Source organism: Paenibacillus roseus (genome assembly GCF_016424485.1).
Taxonomy (GTDB): domain Bacteria; phylum Bacillota; class Bacilli; order Paenibacillales; family Paenibacillaceae; genus Paenibacillus_D; species Paenibacillus_D roseus.
Map to the genome: position 1 here is coordinate 47,819 of NZ_JAELUP010000012.1, position 20,177 is coordinate 67,995.

The 20,177-nt window shown below is 50.5% G+C and carries 17 protein-coding genes; 13 read left to right on the forward strand and 4 right to left on the reverse strand.

Annotation, left to right across the window (positions count from 1 at the left end):
- Positions 1–16: 16 nt before the first annotated feature.
- The 10 genes from JFN88_RS04715 (at position 17) to JFN88_RS04760 (ending at position 13,049) form a co-directional block, all read left to right on the forward strand.
- Complete coding sequence (locus JFN88_RS04715; RefSeq protein ID WP_199018174.1) at positions 17–1,120, forward strand: leucine-rich repeat domain-containing protein; 1,104 nt, start codon at positions 17–19, stop codon at positions 1,118–1,120.
- Between the two features lie 22 nt (positions 1,121–1,142).
- Positions 1,143–2,801 (forward strand): chitobiase/beta-hexosaminidase C-terminal domain-containing protein, encoded by a 1,659-nt coding sequence (locus JFN88_RS04720; protein ID WP_199018175.1) that lies wholly within the window; start codon positions 1,143–1,145, stop codon positions 2,799–2,801.
- A 101-nt stretch (positions 2,802–2,902) separates the two neighbouring features.
- Positions 2,903–3,559, forward strand: coding sequence for a YbbN family protein (locus tag JFN88_RS04725; protein WP_199018176.1), 657 nt, complete (start codon positions 2,903–2,905; stop codon positions 3,557–3,559).
- A 481-nt stretch (positions 3,560–4,040) separates the two neighbouring features.
- Positions 4,041–5,813: a histidine kinase gene (locus JFN88_RS04730; RefSeq protein WP_199018177.1), complete on the forward strand. Its 1,773-nt coding sequence runs from the start codon at positions 4,041–4,043 to the stop codon at positions 5,811–5,813.
- Positions 5,791–7,350, forward strand: a complete 1,560-nt coding sequence (locus JFN88_RS04735) for a response regulator transcription factor (RefSeq protein WP_199018178.1) — start codon at positions 5,791–5,793, stop codon at positions 7,348–7,350. The genes JFN88_RS04730 and JFN88_RS04735 overlap by 23 nt, the downstream gene beginning before the upstream one ends.
- 105 nt (positions 7,351–7,455) lie before the next feature.
- Positions 7,456–8,730, forward strand: a complete 1,275-nt coding sequence (locus JFN88_RS04740; RefSeq protein ID WP_199018179.1) for an ABC transporter substrate-binding protein — start codon at positions 7,456–7,458, stop codon at positions 8,728–8,730.
- An 85-nt stretch (positions 8,731–8,815) separates the two neighbouring features.
- The gene (locus JFN88_RS04745) at positions 8,816–9,691 is read left to right on the forward strand and encodes a carbohydrate ABC transporter permease (protein WP_199018180.1); all 876 of its coding nucleotides are present in this window, start codon (positions 8,816–8,818) and stop codon (positions 9,689–9,691) included.
- Positions 9,688–10,521 (forward strand): carbohydrate ABC transporter permease, encoded by an 834-nt coding sequence (locus JFN88_RS04750; protein ID WP_332908435.1) that lies wholly within the window; start codon positions 9,688–9,690, stop codon positions 10,519–10,521. Before JFN88_RS04745 ends, JFN88_RS04750 begins: the two co-directional genes overlap by 4 nt.
- A 25-nt stretch (positions 10,522–10,546) precedes the next feature.
- Entirely contained in the window at positions 10,547–12,325 is a 1,779-nt protein-coding gene (locus JFN88_RS04755; RefSeq protein ID WP_269846512.1) for a metallophosphoesterase family protein, read from the forward strand.
- Between the two features lies 1 nt (position 12,326).
- Positions 12,327–13,049 carry an MgtC/SapB family protein gene (locus tag JFN88_RS04760; protein WP_199018182.1) on the forward strand — a complete coding sequence of 241 codons (723 nt, stop codon included), beginning with the start codon at positions 12,327–12,329 and terminating at the stop codon, positions 13,047–13,049.
- A gap of 300 nt (positions 13,050–13,349) precedes the next feature.
- On the opposite strand, the gene JFN88_RS04765 is transcribed toward JFN88_RS04760, so the two are convergent.
- Positions 13,350–13,886 (reverse strand): cupin domain-containing protein, encoded by a 537-nt coding sequence (locus JFN88_RS04765; protein WP_199018183.1) that lies wholly within the window; start codon positions 13,884–13,886, stop codon positions 13,350–13,352.
- Between the two features lie 589 nt (positions 13,887–14,475).
- Here JFN88_RS04765 and JFN88_RS04770 point away from each other — a divergent pair.
- Entirely contained in the window at positions 14,476–15,903 is a 1,428-nt protein-coding gene (locus JFN88_RS04770; RefSeq protein ID WP_199018184.1) for a BclA C-terminal domain-containing protein, read from the forward strand.
- Between the two features lie 103 nt (positions 15,904–16,006).
- Here JFN88_RS04770 and JFN88_RS04775 read toward each other — a convergent pair whose 3' ends face one another.
- Positions 16,007–17,524, reverse strand: coding sequence for an MDR family MFS transporter (locus JFN88_RS04775; protein ID WP_199018185.1), 1,518 nt, complete (start codon positions 17,522–17,524; stop codon positions 16,007–16,009).
- A 52-nt stretch (positions 17,525–17,576) separates the two neighbouring features.
- Entirely contained in the window at positions 17,577–18,050 is a 474-nt protein-coding gene (locus JFN88_RS04780; RefSeq protein WP_199018186.1) for a MarR family winged helix-turn-helix transcriptional regulator, read from the reverse strand.
- Positions 18,051–18,401: 351 nt separating this feature from the next.
- Here JFN88_RS04780 and JFN88_RS25120 point away from each other — a divergent pair, with 351 nt between their 5' ends.
- Together JFN88_RS25120 and JFN88_RS04790 are read left to right on the forward strand one after the other, a co-directional pair.
- Entirely contained in the window at positions 18,402–18,506 is a 105-nt protein-coding gene (locus JFN88_RS25120) for a DUF2569 family protein (protein WP_199018187.1), read from the forward strand.
- Between the two features lie 106 nt (positions 18,507–18,612).
- Entirely contained in the window at positions 18,613–19,731 is a 1,119-nt protein-coding gene (locus JFN88_RS04790) for a polysaccharide deacetylase family protein (RefSeq protein ID WP_199018188.1), read from the forward strand.
- A gap of 54 nt (positions 19,732–19,785) precedes the next feature.
- Here JFN88_RS04790 and JFN88_RS04795 read toward each other — a convergent pair whose 3' ends face one another.
- Positions 19,786–20,133 (reverse strand): hypothetical protein, encoded by a 348-nt coding sequence (locus tag JFN88_RS04795; RefSeq protein WP_199018189.1) that lies wholly within the window; start codon positions 20,131–20,133, stop codon positions 19,786–19,788.
- Between the last annotated feature and the right edge of the window lie 44 nt (positions 20,134–20,177).

Below are 20,177 nucleotides of genomic sequence, written 5' to 3' on the forward strand. Positions count from 1 at the left end.
GGAAGGGGGAAGAAGATTGAGAGGATGGAAAGCTCTGAGCTGTCTCATTATGAGCGTGCTCTTTATTGGAATTGCGAATCCGATTTCTGTTATCGGAGCAGCGGTTACATTCGCTGATGCGGGCCTGGAGGCCGCTGTGCGGGACGCGCTGCATAAGCCATCCGGAGCCATTTCCACGGAGGATCTCCAGGGACTGACGCAGCTCCAAGCCGCAGGCCGGGGAATACGCAATATCGCCGGACTCGAATATGCCGTGAACCTTCAATCCTTGAACTTGTCAAATAATGAGATCAGCAATATTGCCAAGCTTGGTTCCCTGACCAGACTGGAAACCTTGATCCTGAACGGCAATCAGATCGCGTCAGCTGATGCGCTAGGTACCTTGATCTCCTTGAAGTCGTTATGGCTGACAAACAATCGGCTAACGAGTGTGAGCGCGCTAAGTACGCTGACCCAGCTTCGGCACTTGTACGCTGCCGGCAATCAGATCGGCAGTTTGACAGGACTTGGTACGCTGACCCGGCTTCAGGAGCTGAATCTGGCATCCAATGCCATCCAGGATGTCTCGCCGCTTCGGACATTGACGGCACTGCAATCGCTCAATCTGGAGGGAAATAAAATTGCCGGTGTTACGGGCCTGGAGCAGCTTGGACAATTGCAGAAGCTGTCGCTTGCCTTCAACCCCGTGAGCCGGCTGGAGCCGATTGCCGGACTCGCTCAGTTGGATTATCTCCATCAGCGAGGATATGCGGTATCGGCTTCATCCCGGCAACTGATGCGGGACCTGGAGAGCCGTGGCGGGATCGTCGATTACGTGCTGGTCATCCCGACAGGGACGTATGTTTATGATGTGAATCAAGATGGTGTCGCTAATCCGAACGACATCAACGATATCATTAATTTTTACTTGAACATCAACAGTATGAAGACCAAACATCCGGAATGGAAACTTCGAGGTAACGAAATCGATCCTGAGCAGCTCAATCAAACCGCGTATCTCTATGATGTCAATCGGGACGGTACGGCGAATGCGAACGACATCAATGATGCGATAAATTTCTATTTGAATGTGAACGGGATGAAAACGAAGCATCCCGAATTTAAAGTGGTTGTGCCATAATTTCTAGGGAGGGAGAGAAACTATGCATCATTTCGGGAAAACAGCAATGTGGTCGTTCGTACTCTTCTTGTTCGCGGTGCATCTGGCATCAGCCGCTTCGCAATCCTTGACGGACCCCAACGGTACTTTGCTCATTGAAGGAACCCGTGAGGGTGATCAAATCAAGTTGTCTTTCTCATACGATAAACTGATTAAGGACTTTACCGGATTTAACCTGGAAATTCAGGCGCCAGACGCGTTGGATGCTGCGAGCGGAAAGTTCCGTTCGGATAACATGGCTATCCAATTCAGCAGTGCAGACAATTATGACACGGTGGATCAACTATACAAACTGATCATCTTAAGTCCTTCGCTTACGTCGAATCCGCAGGGGAAGAGCGGGAAGCTTGGGGAGATTACATTTAAGCTTCAAGAGGGAAAGAACCCCGATGACCTGATCTTCCAGTTCCCGGTCATCCGGGTATATGGCGGGGGCGAGCAATTGATTCTGAAGGAGAACGAGACCTTCTCGCTTGTCGGGCCCGATACAACAAAGCCTGTAGTTGAGGCGCAGCCAGCCGGAGGTACCTACTCTGCTCCGCAAACGGTTACCCTGAAAATAACGGATAACGACCCGTTGGCAGCCATTCACTATACGTTGGACGGCTCGGAGCCGCAGGACTCATCGCCGACATACGCGGAGCCGATCACGATAGCTTCGGACACGGTCCTGAGATTTATCGGGATTGATCGTGCGGGGAATCGGAGTGAAGTCGTCACGGAACGTTACATTATTCAAGTAACGCGCCCGGAAGTGACGGCTGTGACGATCAAGGATGAGCGTACCGTGACGGTGGCATTCAACAAGGCTGTCGCCGGCGAGACAGCGAGCTTGGAAGGCGAGCATTTCCGTGTGTCTCCGCAAAATGATCCGTCGGCGGTTGTCCAGGTGACAGCGATCACTTTGAATCAGGATCAGACTGCAGCGGATATTACGCTGGCATCCGCGCTGAGAAAGGATCAGATCTACCAACTGACCGTCCAGGGCGTCAAGGACCAGTCGAATCAGACGATGGCAGCGCCTTATACGACCTTCATCCAACTGCCATCTGCCGGTGAGCTTGCCCTGTTGATTGAGAAGCAGGCCGAGATCGTTGAGCCGGGGGAAACCTTCACCTTGGTCCTCAAGGCCGAAGCAGAGGGATTTAACGGGTTTGACTTGTATGTAGGTTATAACACTGAACTGGTAGAACTTGTAGGCGAGCCTAAATTGCATCGTGATTTTAGCGGTGAAGGCAATGGTTCTTCTCTTTCCTTCACAAATCAGAACGGCAAGCTGCGGCTGACCGGTACACAAGGCGGAGCCCAGCAACTGAGCGGCAAGAAGGGGCTGGTGGAACTGACCTTCAAAGCCAAGCTGGCCATCGATGGACTGGCGCGCTTTACCATCGATGAGGGTTCGGAGGTTCGTCTTTCCAATGGCGGCGCCATCGAGCTGTCGGAGGAAGTTCGGAGCAGTGTCGCCATCTCCAACCCGGATATTAATGGAGACGGGTTAACTGTGAGTGATCTCGTCCGCGTAGCCAGAGCCAATGGGAAAACATCGGCCGACAGCGGCTATGACGCCAGGCTGGATATGAATAAGGATGGGGTTATCGATGCTGTGGATGTGGCCTATGTAGCCAACAAGCTATTGAAGTAGCCGTCGTCGTCCCGTTCTAGAAGAGGGCATATGCGAGCGAATGTAAGCGAACGTAAGCGGAAAACAACAGAGAATGCTGCTCGGAAGGAGAAAGGATGGAAATGCGAAAAGCGCCTGAAGGGTCGAAAAGCTCGAGAACGCAGAAGATGGAGAAAGGGACAGGAGCTGGGAAAAAAGAAAGCTGGACCAGCGCTGAGCCTCCCCGGCAATCGGGAATATCGTCCAGGGGCAAGTGGCTGATTACCGGCAGCTTAACACTGCTGCTCTTTCTGACCGTCGTCCTCGTGCTTTGGGGTTGGCTAGAATGGCCCCTCAGTCCGGCCACGGCCGAGCAGCAGTCTTCCAGCCCTTATGAGCTGACCGGGACCGGCAAGGAAGTGATAGACAAGCTAAAGGCGCTGATTGATGGCGAGGAGCCGAGCTTTGTTTATTACTACAAACCTGGGTGCAAGCTTTGCCAGCGGATGGAGCCGATTATTTTTTCGGCTGCGGAAGAGAGGGGCCTGACCGTGCATCGCGTCAATCTGGCGAACAACAGAGGGGCGATGCAGCTTCGCAACAGCAAGGGAGTGCCGCTCGTCGATTTCTACAAGGAGCTTCCGGCTGTAGCTTACTACAGTAAGGGTTGGCTAATCGCCTGGACAGAAGGCGAGAAGCCGAAGTCCGTCTACGATGAGTTTTACGATCATCTGAGTTTGGGTGAAGACCATGGAAGCCATGAAGATCACGAAGAGGACCAAGAGCATTCCCATAAGTAGGAATTGAACAAGTTTCCAGGAACTTAACTTTATTGTCGTATTTCAAGAGCATGAAAATGTCACATCGCGAAATTGCACCCAGCGGGAATAAACGCTGGAACAGGCTGCCGAGGGGATGATCGCCCAGAGGCAGCCTGTTTGTGTTGTTCGGGGGTGGGAGAGTCGCGGCCAAGTCGTGCCAAGCCAGCCCGTGCCAGGCATTTCTCGGCGCTGCCCAGCACGGGCTGGCTTGGTTGGGCAGTGTGTGCCCGCAAGTGAGATAAGCCGAATTTTCCGGATTCTCGCGACAAGCAAATGTTTTAATTGTATAAAATTTCCATGATCGTTGTTAACTATTCGCAAGGACTTCCAATTGCTCGTTTCACCGAAGTTCGGTAAGATAGCGATAAGTAGCGGCAGGTCGCCCCAGGCAACCTACCGCTATATGCATGGGAGAGCAGCCTCCACCTGTGCAGAAGAACTTATAGAAGGAATGAATACCATGTGGATCAAGAAGAGCTTGTTTGCCAAGCTATTATTAGGCATGTTAATCGCCTCGATTATACCGTTCTCGCTCTCCAATGTGGTATCGTATCGGACCACCTCGGAAGGCATTCGGCAGAAGACGATCGAGCTGAACCTGAAGACGATGAGTCTTGCGCTCGACAACGTCAAACGCTATATGCATGAGCTGTCGCTTGACATGGTTGCCTATTACCAGGACACCGGGCTTATGGACAATCTGCGCAAGACGGAGGTATCGGCTGCACTGCAATTCCAGATCCGTGAGCAACTCAATCAGCTGTACGGGAGCCGTGCCGAAATTCGTGCTGTCCGTTATATTAACACCCAGATCAATCAGACGATCATGCTGTACAACAATGCGCAGGTCGGCTCGCTCAGCAGCATCGCCGACACATTTGTGCCCAAGCACCACTCGCAATGGGATGATTCGAAGGAATTCGAAGTCGCTGAGCTCGGCAAAGAGCGGGTGCTTGTCATGCACAAGCCGCTTGTTGATTACCCGAAATCGACGGTGCTTGGGCTGACAACACTGTACATCGGAATCGATAAAATCGCTTCTGTGCTTGGGCCACTTGCGGAACCGTCATCTGGCGAGCAGACGTTTCTGTACGTGAAAGATAGCCAGAACCTGCTCTATGCAAGCGGAGGGGAGGATGCGCAGGAGATGGCTGCGGCTTCATTCGTGTATGAAACCGGTTCCTTCGAAGGAACGCTTCATGGGGAGCAGGGCATTTACATTTACTTGAAGGATACCCATAAGGAGCTGCCGCTGACGATTGCCAAGTTTGTGCCCATGGACCTCATCTACAAGTCGGCCAACCAGATGCTTAGCCGCGTGCTGGTTATCCAACTGCTCGGCCTGGGCTTTGTAATTGTATTGACCGCCATTTTGACATTTATCATTATCAAGCCGATCCGGAGGCTTATACGGATGATCCGGCGCGTCGAATCCGGCAATTTCAATATGGAGCCGATGCATCACAATGTTGATGAGCTTGGCGTATTGGAGCATCGATTCCAGACGATGGTCCGCAATCTGGACGAGCTGGTCATCAAGGATTACCGCAACAAGCTGGAGGTGTCAACGGCACGGCTGAAAATGCTGCAAGCCCAGATTAATCCGCATTTTCTGTACAATACGCTGCAGATGATCGGTACATTGGCCCTGCGCAAAGGTGTTGTTGAGGTAAACGACAAAATTACCGAGCTGGGCTCGATTTTGCGCTACAGCATGGACCTGGAGACGGAAAATGTACCGCTAGGGCGCGAAATTCAGCAGATGGAGGATTATTTGTCCTTGCAGAAGAGTCGGTTTAATCATAGGCTGTCCTATACGATTTCCTGCCCGCCAGGGGCGCTGCCGTTACGCGTGCCGAAAATGATTTTACAGCCGCTCGTGGAGAATAGCGTCATTCACGGGTTCGAGAAGGGCAAAGGCAGCGGCGTGCTCCATATTGCAATCGAATGGTCAGAGGAGAAGCTGTATATCCGGGTGATCGACAACGGAAAAGGCTTCGACCCGCAGACCGTGAGGCTGCTGAAGGAGGAGTATGCGAGTACGGAACCTTATCAGAAGCAGCATGGCATCGGTCTGATGAATGTGCTGCACCGGCTGCAGTTGTTGTATGGGACCGGTTTTGAGTGGGACATCAGAAGCATTCCTTACGAATCAACAGCCATATCGCTTGGCATCTCAACCGATCTATTGACAACTGGAGGGGAACCTGATGAAAGTATTGATCGTCGATGATGAAGAGCATGTACGTGAAGCTATTATGCTGATGGTTGATTGGGAAAGCTTTGGCGTGAAGGAAGTGTTGTTTGGCAAGGACGGCGCTGAGGCGCTGAAACTAATCGCCCGGCATGAGCCAGCCGTACTCATCTGCGATATGAATATGCCTGGTGTGGACGGGGCAGAATTGCTGCATACGCTGCGGGAGCAGGATGGAGATACGCAAGTGATCGTCGCCAGCGGGTATGATCATTTCGCCTATACGCGAGCCGCCTTGCTGGCCAAGGGAATCGATTATTTGCTGAAGCCGCTGCGCAAGCGCGATCTGGAGCTTGCGCTGGAGCAGGCGATCACAGCCTGGCAGACCCGCAGGTCCCATCTGGAGAAGGAGATCGAGACCGGCTTCAAGCTGCGCATGGCCGATGCGCTGATGGATGAACATAAGCTGGCCGGCTACTTCAAAGGGGAGACGGCGTTCAGCGAGGATATCCGGCGAGTCTTTGCACGGCGCGGGTTGCCGCTGGAGCGGGTGCGAACCGCATTAATTTTGCCTTGCAATCGGGCACAAGTCTTTATGCGGTTTAAAGGAGATATGGAACTGTTCGTATTTTCGCTGAACAATATTGCCCATGAAATTTTACGCCATTACGGTGCACATTACTTCTGCCGGCTGGATGAGTACCAATGGCTGCTGCTGACCGCTGCGGATGCAAGCTATGCCGGGAGCCCGCATGGCTACTATATCGATAAAGTGATGGCAGCCTGGGAAGCCACGCTCGGCCTGAAGGTGCTGACCGGCCTCAATCAGGGCGAAACCGGCATCGAAGGCTTGCCGCAAGCCATTATCGGCGCGCGCGCAGCGCTGCTCGATCGCGATCTGTTCCAAGAGCGCAGCATAGACAATAAGGAACAGGCCGCGCCGCTAAGGCTGAAGGATCAGCAACTGATGTTTGAGGTGGCGCTGAAGAAGAAGGAGAAGCGGGCGGCAGCCGGCGCAGTACAGGCATTTGCAGCCCGGCTGCGCGAGCGGGGGCGCTTGCGGCTCAAGGAGTTGCAAGGCTACACGCTGGAAGCGAACGCCATGCTTGAGAAGCTTGGCGGGACGGCGATGCCGGAGCTGCAGGCTGAGAACAAGCTGATGCCGCAATGGATCGGTGACTTTGAGGAATGGGAGCGGCTGCTCATCAAGCTGTGGGAGGACATGATTGAAGAGCAGGACGATGTGCGTGGCGGCCGGGGCATCGATGATGTGTACAACTATATCACCGATCATTTCCAGGAAGATATCTCGCTGACGACGCTGGCGGAGAAGTTCAGCTTCAATCCGCACTATATTTCGCGCAAATTCAAGGAAATGTACAATACGTCAGTCATTACTTACTTGACCGCGCTGCGCATGAGTAAGGCTAAAATGCTGCTGGCCCATACGACGATGAACGTTTCGGAGCTGGCCAATATGCTCGGTTATGCGGATGAAAATTATTTTAGCAAAGTATTTAAAAAGCAACTGGGCGTCTCTCCCCTGCAGTACCGCAAGGAACAGGCCGGCAAGTAACCAAGTCACGATTTTACCCTTTTAGGTTAAAAAATTATCTTCTTGGCGCATGGGGAAATCGGTAGACTTATAGCTGTAAGGAAAACTTGTTATGGGGGAATGGGCATGAAAAAGTGGTTTTCAAGTGCAATCGTATTCACAGTCCTTGCTGTATTAGTGGCAGGTTGCGCTGGCGGCAATACGAAGAGCGGCACGAGTGAATCGGTGGATGCAAATAAAGGAGAAAAGAAGCCGGTCATTAAAATTTTGCAAAACAAGATTGAAATTACGGATAAGGTAAAGGCGATGGTGGCGGACTATAACGCTTACAATCCGGATGTTGTTGTCGAGGTGCAGGTCGTAAAGGACTATTTGACCATGCTCAAGACCCGTTTCGCTTCCGGAGATGCGCCGGATATTTTCACAACAGCAGGCTATAACCCGATGGCATCCTGGTCCGACAAGCTGGTTGATTTGTCCAACGAGCCATGGATGGGCAGCGTATCCCCGCTTACGATCGAGGGCATGACGATGAACGGGCAGAAAATGGGCTTCCCGCTGGCATTCGAAGGGTTCGGCGTCGTGTATAACAAGGATCTGTTTGCACAAGCAGGCATCGACACGCCGCCAACGACGTTCTCCGAGCTGAAAGCAGCAGCAGAGAAGCTGAAGGCTGCAGGCATCAAGCCGTATAAAGAGGCGTATCAGGAAGGCTTCCCGCTGTACCATATTTTGAACCTCGGATTCGCCTATGAGCAAGATCCGCTTGCTACCCTGGCGAAGCTGGAAAAGCAAGAGATGAAGCTTGCCGACCTGCCGTTTCTAAACAATGTGTTCGATGTGCTGGATCTGGGCATGAAATATGGCGAAGGCCAGGAATCGCTGGGCGTAAGCTATGACAGCCAGGTATCCGACTTTGCGACAGGCAAAATCGCGATGATCAACAACGGCGTCTGGACAATCGACCCGATCACCAAAGTGAATGCGGACATTAACATCGGCATGTTTGCACTGCCATTGACCGACAATGCAGAAGAAACGAAAATGCCGATTTCTGTACCGGGCTACTACGTAATCAATAAGGATTCCAAGCATGTGGAGGAAAGCAAGAAGTTTTTGAGCTGGCTGCATGAAAACGGTGAGAAGTATTTGGTGGATTCCTTCAAGTTCTTCCCGGCGTTTACGGACATAAAGGCTACAGATGACCTCGGCCCATTGGCAAAAGACATGGCTGCTTACGTCGAGAGCGGCAAAGGGATTACCTGGACGCAAAGCGCTTGGCCGGTAGGCTACCGTGAGGACACGGTGAAACGGATTCAGGCATATATCGGCGGACAAGGGGATCGTGAGCAGACGATTGCTGAATTGCAGAAGGACTGGGACAACCGCGTTAATAAATAATACGCACAACGGGCTCCTATCAAGCATCACTCAGGGGCCCGTTGCCTTTATACTGTACGTGCAAGCTGGAAAGGAGTTGAGAACGATGAAGACAGGCATGAGAAATGCACTGACTTATATCGTGTTTGTAGCACCGGCGGTTCTCTTTTTTATAGCCTTTATTTTATTTCCACTTATCCGCGCCATTATTTACTCCTTTCAGGATTGGGACGGCATTGCAAGCCAGGCTTCCTGGGTAGGCTGGGGGAATTACAAGCGCCTGCTGGACGACACGGACTTCGGAAAATCATTGGCGTTTACGTTCAAATATGTTGCGGTTACGGCGGTGCTGTTTAATCTGTCGGGCTTTCTGCTCGCCCTTGCGCTTAATATGGCGCTTAAATCACGCAATCTGCTGCGGACCGGATTTTTCCTGCCGCATGTTGTGGGTTCAGTTATTATTGGTTTTATTTGGCAATTCATTATTGTGCAGCTTTTTGGGGAAATCGGCAAAGCGACCGGGATCGCACTCTTCCAGAAAAACTGGCTCAGCATGCCGGACATGTCATTCTGGTCGATTGTCATCGTCGCAGTATGGCATTCGGCGGGCTATTTCATGGTTATCTACCTGGCTGCGCTGCAAGGCGTGCCCCGGGATCTGCTTGAAGCTTCCGAGATCGACGGCGCAAGCCGGATGAGGAGGCTGTGGAGCGTGACGCTGCCGCTTATTCGCCCGGCGATGACCGTCTGTTTCTTTCTGGCCATCTCCAGCAGCTTCAAGGCGTTTGACCTGAACTTCTCTTTAACCCGTGGCGGTCCCTTCGGCTCGACGGAGTCGCTGGCCCTGCAGATTTATTCGGATGCATTTGTCAAAAACCTGTTTACGTATGGCGCTGCAAAGGCAGTTATCTTCTTCCTCGTACTGGCCGGGATTACGTTGGTGCAGGTTGGCGTCATGAAGCGTAAGGAGGTGGAAATGTGAAGCAAGAACGTTATGGCATTGGCAAATTTTCGCTGGAAATTAGTATGATCGTGCTTGCCCTGCTTTTCCTGTTTCCGCTTTACATCACCGTCGTGAGCGGTTTCAAAACATACAATGAAATTATGGCGTCTGCTTGGGCGTTTCCGAAATCCTTCAATTTCGACAACTATCGGACGGTCTGGCATCAGATCAACATTCCGGGTGCATTCCTGAATTCGCTTATTATTACCGTTACGGCGGTATCGGCTATATTGCTCTTCAGCTCGGCTGCAGCTTATCAACTGGTCAGGCGCCCAGGCGTCGTGAGCAATATTATTTTCTTTGGTATTTTGTCGGCCATGGTGCTTCCGTTTCAGACGTTGATGATTCCACTTGTGAAAGTTGCCAAGGAACTGATGCTGATCGACTCCTTGTACGGCCTTATCATTATCTATTGCGGATTCGGTGTGCCGCTGGCACTCTTTTTGTATCATGGCTTTATCAAATCCGTTCCTCGCGAGCTGGAAGAGGCAGCGCAGATTGACGGCTCCGGCACGTTTGGCGTGTACTTCCGCATTTTGCTGCCGCTCATGAAGCCGATCACTTCAACAATTGCGATCTTGCATACGTTGTGGATTTGGAACGATTTTTTGCTTCCGCTCATTACGCTAACGTCAGCGAAGAACAAGACGATTCCGCTCGCTTCATCCATCTATTTCGGTGAATACAACAATGAGTGGGGATTGGCGATGGCTGCGCTCAGCTATGCGATCATTCCGATGGTCGTCTTCTTCCTGCTCATGCAAAAATATATTATTGAAGGCATTACCACTGGCGCAGTAAAAGGATAGCGAACATGAAAGGAAGTGTGTGCGTATGCGGGTCGTCATACTAGGAGATTTTCACTTGAAGCCGGAAGACTACGGCATTACCCGGACAGCGATGGAAGACATCGCTGCTGCGTCACCTGACTTGATTATTCCGCTTGGCGATTTCGGCAGCCAGGGGAAGATCGGCTCGGTCGAAGGGCTTGAGGAGGCGGAGGCTTTCCTGAGGCAGGCCGGGGCGCCATTGCGCCCGATCCTCGGCAATCATGATATGGAGCGCGAATCGGGACCTGGCAAGCAGCCCAAGGGTACGATGCAGGAGCGTTTCCTGCGTATGTTCGAACTGGACTGCCCCTATGGGGTGCTTGAATATGACAACTATCGCTTCTTCTTCGCTGCAACGGAAAATCAAAGCCCGGATTCATGCTACGATGTTCAAGAAGTATTTGCGACAGACGAGCAGTTCGATTGGCTAAAAGCGAAGCTGAAGGAGCGGCCAGGCGTGCCGGTCATTTTCTTCACCCATGCCCCGCCGGTGGGAGCCGGCCTGCGGACAGTGCCGCGTGTCCATGTTCGCTCGACCAATGCCTACCTCGATGAAAACCATAACCCGTATCGCTGGTACGAGCTATTTAAGCATACGCCTGAAATTGTGCTCTGGTTTTCGGCGCATTACCATCTGAGCCACGGGCATCCGGATTCGCACACGTATCGCTTCGGGACGCATTTCTTTATGACAGGCGTTCATGGGGCGGCATTTACACGGGATGGCAATCGCCAGTCCCGCATTCTGGACATCGATACGGACGGGGTGAAGGTGCTGACGCTGGATCATATAAAGCGTGAAGTGACAGAGGAAGGCGGCTGGGCGCATACCGGCCAGCTCGATACGCTCGTGCAGCAGCCGCGTCTGGAGCCGGTGTATGTACATGCAGTATCTGTCGGCGAAGCCCCTGCCGTTAAGGGCGGGCTAGTACCATTGTCGCCAACGCGCTGCATTGTATCGACGACGGACGGCTTTTCATGGGAGGCGGAGCCGTGGGTTGAAGGGGTGTTTGGCACGTATCATATCGGCCCGGCGCTAACAAGCGTTGCCGCTTGCGGCAATCAGCTTTGGATGGCTTGGGGCAACGAAGCAGGCGCGACAGATCGGCATAGCCCGTGGCGATTTGTGCGTGATGAGAAGGGGCCATGGCCATTTATAAAAACAACGCTGGCCGAAACAGCGACTGCCTTGGCTGCTCATCCGGCTGGCGGTGTCTGGGTTGCTGCAGGGCATGAGCTGAAGCATGTTATGTTGACGGCAGATAATGGTGCGCTAGCGGTTATCGGCCACGCTGCACTGGAGGAGCCAAGCGCAGCATTGATCGCTGATGGCGAAAGCTTATGGTCGTTGTCGGCGACCGGCAAGCTGTATGCCTATGATGCGCAGCAGCAAAGCTTCGTCTATATGCGGCAGGTGCTGGCATGGGACAGTTGGAGCGGTTACAATGTCTCGCTGCATAGCGAGCATGGGCAACTGCTGTTGACCTCGACAAACGGACACAATATGTATGTCACCTCATTGCCGGCCAAGATCTCGCAGACGTCAGATTTACAGGTGATCAGTCTTGGCGCACATCGGGTGCTGGCGATTGCAGCAGGGGAAGCTTATGCGGCAGCTGTGAATAGGCAGGAAGTTGTGCGGATGGAGACAGGGGAAGGAAAAGTCGCAACCGCTTGCCGAGCTGTAGCTGCTGACAGCTATGACCGCTGCGATGCAGTATATGTGAGCGTAGGTCAGGCAAGTGAGGGCAGCAGGCCATTGCTGCAAAAGTGGACGATATAGCATGGCAGGGGCCACACAGCAGCTTTGGCAAATCACGCAAAGCGATCTTCTGCTGCGCATGCTCATCTCTGCCGCGTTTGGCGGCCTAATCGGTATCGAGCGCGAGTGGAGCAATCATGCAGCAGGTTTCAGGACGCATATTCTCGTCTGCCTGGGTTCTACCACGATCATGCTGCTTTCAATATACGGCTTCTCCCAATTCGTTAATGAACCGAATGTGCGCATGGACCCAGCCAGGCTGACAGCGCAGGTCATTAGTGGTATCGGCTTCCTCGGTGCGGGGGTCATTATGCGCAACGGCAGTGAAGTTAAAGGGCTGACTACCGCCGCTTCGATCTGGGTTGTTGCTGCCATCGGGCTATGTGTCGGGGCAGGCTTCCTATTTGCTGCCGGACTATGCACATTGTTCGTGCTTATTAGCCTTTATCTGTTGAATAAGATGGAAAAAATCTACCTAAAATCCAGGAGCAAGCATGAGCTTGAGGTGGAACTGCTGGACAGGTCCGGGGGACTTGTGATGCTCTCGCAGGCACTCAAGCAGCGTGAGCTCGATATTGTTAGCTTGCAGGTGCTCTCCAGCCAGACTGGTGATGGGGGAATTGAGAAGATCACGATCCGGTTCGTCGTGAGATCGAGGAAGAATAACGCATATATGGATGCGGTGCGATATATTTCTGCGCGCCCTGATGTGCTGGCCTTGCGGACTGGCATGAGCCTCCATTGAGTGGGTTGCAGGGAATGGACACTTTCTAAGAAGCGAAAGGTTGGCCTTTTTGGCATGACGTAGCCGTAATACCTTGCTGATGCAAGCAATCACGGCTACGTTATGGGGCTTGCCCTCGCTTTTTTTCTTGTTGTCATACTGTACAGGTCCAAAAAGGACGCTGTTCTTGTTTCTCTTATTTTTGCCAGCGTGAGATGGGATTACGCAATATTCGGTGGTTTCATAAGGATCAGGGAAGCGGGTTCGAAAATCATATAAGACATTGCCGTGGCCGAAGTCTTAATCCAAAAGTTATGGATATTATTTCGTACCTTGGGCGATTGCTTTTGTTTCCTCTACTGTACCAAATGGATGCTTAGGTGGCGCATAGATAGAGTAAACTTTAAGAGGACGATTACCTGTATTGATTACGTTGTGCCATGTTCCTGCAGGTATCATAATAGCATAGTCATTGTAAGCCATTGCTTGAAAATCCAGATTATCTCTGCTATTACCCATTTGAATAAGTCCCTGACCTTCTTCAATTCGGATGAATTGGTCGGTTGTCGGATGGACTTCCAAACCAATGTCTTCACCAACATTAATACTCATCAATGTTACCTGGAGATGTGTACCTGTCCATAAAGCGGTACGGTAGTTGTGGTTCTGCTTTGCCGCCTGGTCAATATTCACTACAAATGGTCTTGCTCCATAATCTTGCAATGCAATATTTCCGTATGGATTATTGTTGCGATTGTTCCAGTTGTAATCGTGGGGGTTCCAGTTATAACTCCATTTGTTATTCCAGTGGGATTGCATTGAATTCTGCCAATAATAGTGATTGCATGAAGGGTACATTATGATGCTCCTCTCGGTGATTTCTTATACTCCAGTTATCCTATGCAACTGCCTATTTACAGGTAAGCAAAATGAGCAAAAGTCCATTTTTCAGGAATTGAAAATTTATAAATTCATTCCAGGTTCAAAACCAAAATTAGTGCTGGACCTCCAGGGGGAGAGACCGCTGCGTGGGAGCGGATACTTCCGATCGCTGTTAAAGCCCGATTCCTTTATTTCACTTGGAAGTTTGCAGGGGGAATCGGGCTATAAAGGCGAGCACAATCGTTTTTCCAGCATTCCTCTGACCCTTTGCTTCTCTCTCCTTAATGTCCAGCACTAATTTTGAGGTTTAGCCTCAACCAACAAATAAACCGATTCGTGTAGAAAAAAGTTTATTTGCTTCGATGAAAGGTTGTATAATATAGGATGCTGTCTGTTGTCGTAAGGTTTTCTGTCTTTTATTGTACGGAAGAATTTAATTATTAAGGGGGCGGTTTGTCATTGCTCCAAGAGGAGCAGAGCATGACGGTTTGCAGCTTAGATACATAGCCATTCCACAGCTTAATAGAGAAGTTGAAATCTTATATTATTTCGGAGGGAAAACACCATGAAATTTCGTGTGCTAAGCGGACTATTGGCGGCTTCATTAGTTGTTTCTGCAACATTCTCTGTTCCTGTAGCAGGGGCTTTGCCAAACAAGCAGCAGGGGATTACTGCCGATATTCCAATTTATATCAATGGGGAAAAAGCTGAGCTTGGAGATGCTGCGATTACGATAAAAAATACAATCTATTTGCCTTTACGCGCGACATCTGAAGTACTTGGGCTGCAGGTGAAATGGAACCAAAGTGAGCAGGCTGTCTACATAGATACCGCTTCTTCAAATAAATCTGGCGATCGCAGTTCCGGAGTTGTCGAAAGCGGAAAGGTATTAAGCGGTACAGTACTTCAGGGTGGAGTATACATTAATGGAGTAGGAACGGAGTTGCTGGACAGCGAAGGAAATACTGTGCAGCCGCTGATGTTTAATAATACGGTTTATCTTCCGATACGGGCGCTGGCAAATGCGCTGGACTTGAGTATTTCTTGGGATGGCCTGAAACGGCAAGTCAACATTCGGAATACAAAGGACAACGGAGCGGACAATCCACCAACATCTCAAGGATCGCAAGGCCCTAAAGGAGATAAGGGAGATAAGGGAGATAAGGGAGAAAAAGGAGAAAAAGGAGAAAAAGGAGAACAGGGTTACTCCGGCTCCAGCGGTTCGAAAGGCGATAAAGGCGACCCAGGAGCGACAGGCCCGGCAGGAGCCCAAGGTTCGAAGGGAGACAAAGGCGACCCAGGAGCGACAGGTCCGGCAGGAGCCCAAGGTTCGAAAGGCGATAAAGGCGACCCAGGAGAGACAGGTCCGGCAGGAGCCCAAGGTCCGAAGGGAGACAAAGGCGACCCAGGAGAGACAGGTCCGGCAGGAGCCCAAGGTTCAAAGGGAGACAAAGGCGACCCAGGAGCGACAGGTCCAAAAGGAGACAAGGGTGACCCCGGGGATGTTGGTCCACAGGGACCACAGGGTTTAATAGGTCCACAAGGAGCACAGGGTAGTAAAGGAGATAAAGGTGATCCAGGAACAGGTGCAATCCAATCCATGTTTGCAGTCAACACGTCAGGATCAATTATTCCCATCGTTCTTGGGGGAACGAATATTCCGGTTCCAAACGGCCAGTATACAAGTTCCGGTTTTACTATTAATGGCTCCAATGATACGGTTACTGTGCATGAAGACGGTTACTATTACATTTCATATTCGATTAATTTGAATCACTTGACCTTAGGATCTACTCGATTGATTATTAACGGTAGTCCAAATACAGCGAGCACGATTAACCCTAATGTTAGCAAAGACAGCTATAATGCCTCGATTATTACTCATATATCAGCAGGTTCAATGATTTCCTTACAAATGTACGGCTTAATCGCTACAGTAATCCTTCAATCAGGCGCTCAGGGTGCCTCATTGACGATCATTAAAGTCGGCTGATCCAGTATAAAAAATCCCCTATGAATGCTGCATTCATAGGGGATTTCTTGAAATATCAGCCAATATAAGCTTTTTCTTGTATTAAGCTTCTGTTCTTGGAGGTTTACTCGAAGCTGCGCGGGGTCTCTGTCTGGACCCCTTCCGGCACCCTTGCGCGACCAAGCATGAATATGAAGATAACGGCAATGACCGGAAGAGCAACGCTCCATTGGAACAGGAAGGCGACGGAATCAGCCAATCCGGCTATCATGCGATGCAACATTTCTTCAGGGAACATCTGACGAACTGCTGGATTGAGCAGTGCTTGCGGCTCTCCGAATTTTTCCGCCATTGCAGGGTCCTGCAGGACTGCGGCGATATTGTCCTTCAGCCGGGTGGTCTGGATCACACCGAAGATCGTTACCCCAAGCGCAGAGCCGATCGTCCGGAAGAATACAACCAGTGATGTCGCCGCCCCCTTGTATTGGGGACTGATGCCGTGGAGAGTAGCGATATTGAAGATGACGAACGAAACCCCGATGCCAAGACCGACAAAGACCATATACACGGTCACAAGCCAGCGCTGTGTTTCCGCATCAATCGTTCCCAGCAGAAACAGGGAGATGATCAGAATGGCGGCAGACACTAGCATAATGTTGCGGAACATAAATTTGGTTACAAACCTTCCGCCGATCGCAGAACTGGCGACCACACCAAGCATCATCGGGGTCAGCGTCTGACCGGCGGAACTTGCAGAGCCGCCATATACGCCCTGAACGAAAATCGGAATATAGGTTGCGCCGGAAATCAGAATGGCGCCGTACAGGAAGCTACAGACCTGGCTGGCGGTAAAGACTTTATTTTTAAATAAATTCAAGGCAACGATAGGGTTCGAAACCTTGCTCTCAACGACCAGAAACAGGATCAGCAGCACAATGAAGGCTGCAAACAAGCCGAGAATTTGCACCGAGTTCCATGCATAGGTTTTGCCGCCAAGCTCCAGAGCGAACATAAGGCTGAGAATTGTTGCTGTCAGCAGCAGCGCGCCGCCCCAGTCGATGGCCTGTTTCTTCTTCTCTCCAGCCTCTTTGTAGAACAGGATAATTAGCAGCACCGCAATAATACCGAACGGAACATTAATATAAAACACCCAGCGCCAGTTCACATAATCCGTGAAGAATGCTCCGGCCAAAGGCCCGAATACGCTCGACAGGCCGAATACGGCCCCAAACAACCCGTTCATTTTGCCCCGCTTCTCGACGGGGAAGATATCGAAAATAACTGCAAAGCAGAGCGGCATAATTGCCCCGCCGCCGATCCCCTGGAGCGCCCGGAATAAAATCAGCTGAGTCATGCCGTCAGCCAATCCGCATAATATGGAGCCAAGCAGGAAAATGCCGAGTCCGAGCAGGAAAAATCGCTTGCGTCCATACATATCCGACAGTTTGCCGAAAATTGGCGTAGTGATCACACTAGCGATCATGTAGGCGGAAAATACCCATACGAGCTGTTCATAGCCGCCGAACTCCCCGACAATCGTCGGCATTGCCGTAGATACAATCGTCTGGTCCAGTGCCGCCATAAACAGGCCAAGGAGCAGACCCGCTACGGTCCAGGTTGTATTGGTTCTCGTTCTATCCATTGAATTGCGCCTACTTTCTCTATTTTTAACCGTTACCATAGTAAAAATCGCATCAGGCATGCTCCGGCTTGTCTGCTGCTTCCAGTTGCTGTAATTCGCTTACCAGGCGTTCCAGCATCAAGGCAAAGCTGCGGGTTTCCTCATCATTCAGAAATGAAAAGGATCTGACATTGCTGGAAACGCCTGAGTTGCGCAGGTCATGAAATACTTGCTTGCCAGACTCGGTGAGCCTTGCGCGCGTGCTTCTACGGTCTGCAGGGTCCTTCCAGGTTACAATATGTCCGGCTTGTTCCAGTCTCCTGACCATGCCTGTCATGTTCTGTTTGGTGACCAGAATGTTCTCCGAAAGCTCCTTCAGAGTTAGCTGGCCCTCAGGACTACGGAACAGCGTTCCAATAATGAACCATTGCTGGATACTTGTTAGCCCGTGCTGAATGGCAATTCCCCGTCCGACACGCTCCAACAGATTGGAGGCACGGTAAATATCTAATATAATATCCTTTCTTAGCTCATCTATCTGGTCCATTCTTCACCCGCCCTTCAATACTTGACCAATAAATAGTCAATATATTGATTAATATAAAAATATTATTTTAACCTGTCAACAAAAAATTTGCGCTTATGCAGGGACAAAAGAAAAGGAGGATAGGATCGGTAAATTTGTCGGTGCCGTGACATGAATCGGTGTTTAATTGACCATTTCCATAAGTTTAAAAAATTGGATTTTTTGTAACTGATTTTAGTATCCCGTTTTTCATCAGCCTCATTCATACCTTTGGATGAGTAACCGACAGGCAATGAATTTTGGCCGTTCCCCTCCAGGAAATAGACGACATGTCGTGCATTTTAATGTCGAAACAAGCAGGAATAAACGTAAATGTGCCGAAACTGTGGAGTAGTAGGCCGTGACTTAATCGGCGCCGCAGTCTGGATTCCGTATTTCAAACATTCTGTGAGAGTAAGAAACACCTTTGTTCAATAAATAAAGAGAGACAACTTGCTCAGCAATTGAACCTTATGATGGAGGAATTCGTCTAGTAGTGTAGAAGGAAGAAGCATACATATTTTATAATCAGGAGTGTTTTCGTATGGGAAAAGGATTGCGAATTGTATTTGCTTTGTTGCTGCTGTGCTCGATTATGATTTCTCATACTGCGCCCGTCTCGTACGCTGCTTCAGGCAAGGTTTACTTTGGCGTCAATGACGAGCGGCTGACATTTCCGGATGTAGTGCCCGAGACGCATTCCAATGTTTTGTTCGTGCCCGTTCGGCAGTTGGCCGCCGCCATGAAACTTACGATTAGCGCAAGTAATCAAGAAGTCCGCTTGACTAAGGGCAATATGAAGCTGTCGCTTTGGGGGAATGACAATAAAATCGTCACCGGAGACGGGAAGGAAGCTAAACTCTGGATGTTCACCAGAGAAAATCGTTTGATGGTGCCTTTTGCTTATGTGACCCAGTATTTTGGCTATAAGCTGACGACGCTTTCTGAGGGAACGCTTGTGAGAGCTGCAAACAGCGAAGAGGTGTTAAGCAACGAGAAGTTCGTAGAGATGCATAAGGCGCTGCTGAAAAAAGAAGAAAGCGAGAACAAGCTGCCGATCTACTTCACTTTCGATGATGGTCCTACCGCACATACCAACGATTTGTTGAATGTACTCAAACAATTCGATGCGAAAGCGACCTTCTTCATGGTTGGCAAGAATATGCCGAAATATAAAAACGAGCTCAAACGAATCCATCAGGAAGGCCACCAGGTTGCGCTTCATGGCATGACCCATGAGGTGAAGAAGTTTTATAAGTCTCCGCAGTCGGCGCTGAGCGAAATGAACGGGGCCCGGGATCAACTGAAGGAACTGATTGGTGTGGAAACCAGGCTGATTCGCAGCCCATATGGCAGCAAGCCGAATCTGACCAAGGAGTATCGGGACAAGCTGGCGCAAGAAGGCTACCGTTTGTGGGACTGGAATGTAGACAGCCAGGATTGGAAGCATCCGAATGAGCCGGACAAGATTTACAACGAAGTGATTTCCGCTGTAAGCCAGTTGAAGAAAAAGGGGATAGCGCCGGTTATTCTGATGCATGATCAGGCGACAACCGTTGGTGTGCTGCCGAAGATTATTGCGAAGCTGCAAAGTGAAGGCTACCGCTTCGAGATATTGTCCAAGGATATGAAGCCGCTGAATTTTTGGAAAGATCCAAGGTAACTGCGTTTTTGGCCGTACAGGGTTTTCTCTTGTACGGTCTTTTATGTCCGCATCTTATTTGTTCTTAACTAAAGCAAAGCCGATCAGGATCAGGGCCACGCCTGCCCAGGTTCGCCAACTGGGTATTTCCTTCATGAAAATAAGTCCCATCAGCAGTGCAATAAAGATTTCCAGCCCTTTGGCGGCAATAAGGGTAAAAGACAGGCTGCCTGTTGCCTTGTAGCCGATTTTTACCCCGTAGCCGATACACATATTGATGATAAGATAAAGCGGCAGTACGCATAGCTGGTATTTCAACGTTGTCCAAAAATACGGGTCAATATGCTTGCTCTGATACGAGACGACCAGATTAACACCAAGCAACCCAACCAGAAGCAGCAGTCCGCTGTAAACATAAGACACGCCTGCACCTCCTCTTTCTCAAGTTATATAAACGACCTGAATTG

Excerpts from the sequence above, each read along its gene's own strand:
- JFN88_RS04790 (WP_199018188.1), top strand. The coding sequence starts at position 18,613 with ATGGGAAAAGGATTGCGAATTGTATTTGCTTTGTTGCTGCTGTGCTCG.
- JFN88_RS04730 (WP_199018177.1), top strand. The coding sequence starts at position 4,041 with ATGTGGATCAAGAAGAGCTTGTTTGCCAAGCTATTATTAGGCATGTTA.
- JFN88_RS04720 (WP_199018175.1), top strand. The coding sequence starts at position 1,143 with ATGCATCATTTCGGGAAAACAGCAATGTGGTCGTTCGTACTCTTCTTG.
- JFN88_RS04740 (WP_199018179.1), top strand. The coding sequence starts at position 7,456 with ATGAAAAAGTGGTTTTCAAGTGCAATCGTATTCACAGTCCTTGCTGTA.
- JFN88_RS25120 (WP_199018187.1), top strand. The coding sequence starts at position 18,402 with ATGTGCCGAAACTGTGGAGTAGTAGGCCGTGACTTAATCGGCGCCGCA.
- JFN88_RS04780 (WP_199018186.1), bottom strand. The coding sequence starts at position 18,050 with ATGGACCAGATAGATGAGCTAAGAAAGGATATTATATTAGATATTTAC.
- JFN88_RS04775 (WP_199018185.1), bottom strand. The coding sequence starts at position 17,524 with ATGGATAGAACGAGAACCAATACAACCTGGACCGTAGCGGGTCTGCTC.
- JFN88_RS04725 (WP_199018176.1), top strand. The coding sequence starts at position 2,903 with ATGCGAAAAGCGCCTGAAGGGTCGAAAAGCTCGAGAACGCAGAAGATG.
- JFN88_RS04755 (WP_269846512.1), top strand. The coding sequence starts at position 10,547 with ATGCGGGTCGTCATACTAGGAGATTTTCACTTGAAGCCGGAAGACTAC.
- JFN88_RS04745 (WP_199018180.1), top strand. The coding sequence starts at position 8,816 with ATGAAGACAGGCATGAGAAATGCACTGACTTATATCGTGTTTGTAGCA.
- JFN88_RS04735 (WP_199018178.1), top strand. The coding sequence starts at position 5,791 with ATGAAAGTATTGATCGTCGATGATGAAGAGCATGTACGTGAAGCTATT.
- JFN88_RS04765 (WP_199018183.1), bottom strand. The coding sequence starts at position 13,886 with ATGTACCCTTCATGCAATCACTATTATTGGCAGAATTCAATGCAATCC.
- JFN88_RS04770 (WP_199018184.1), top strand. The coding sequence starts at position 14,476 with ATGAAATTTCGTGTGCTAAGCGGACTATTGGCGGCTTCATTAGTTGTT.
- JFN88_RS04760 (WP_199018182.1), top strand. The coding sequence starts at position 12,327 with ATGGCAGGGGCCACACAGCAGCTTTGGCAAATCACGCAAAGCGATCTT.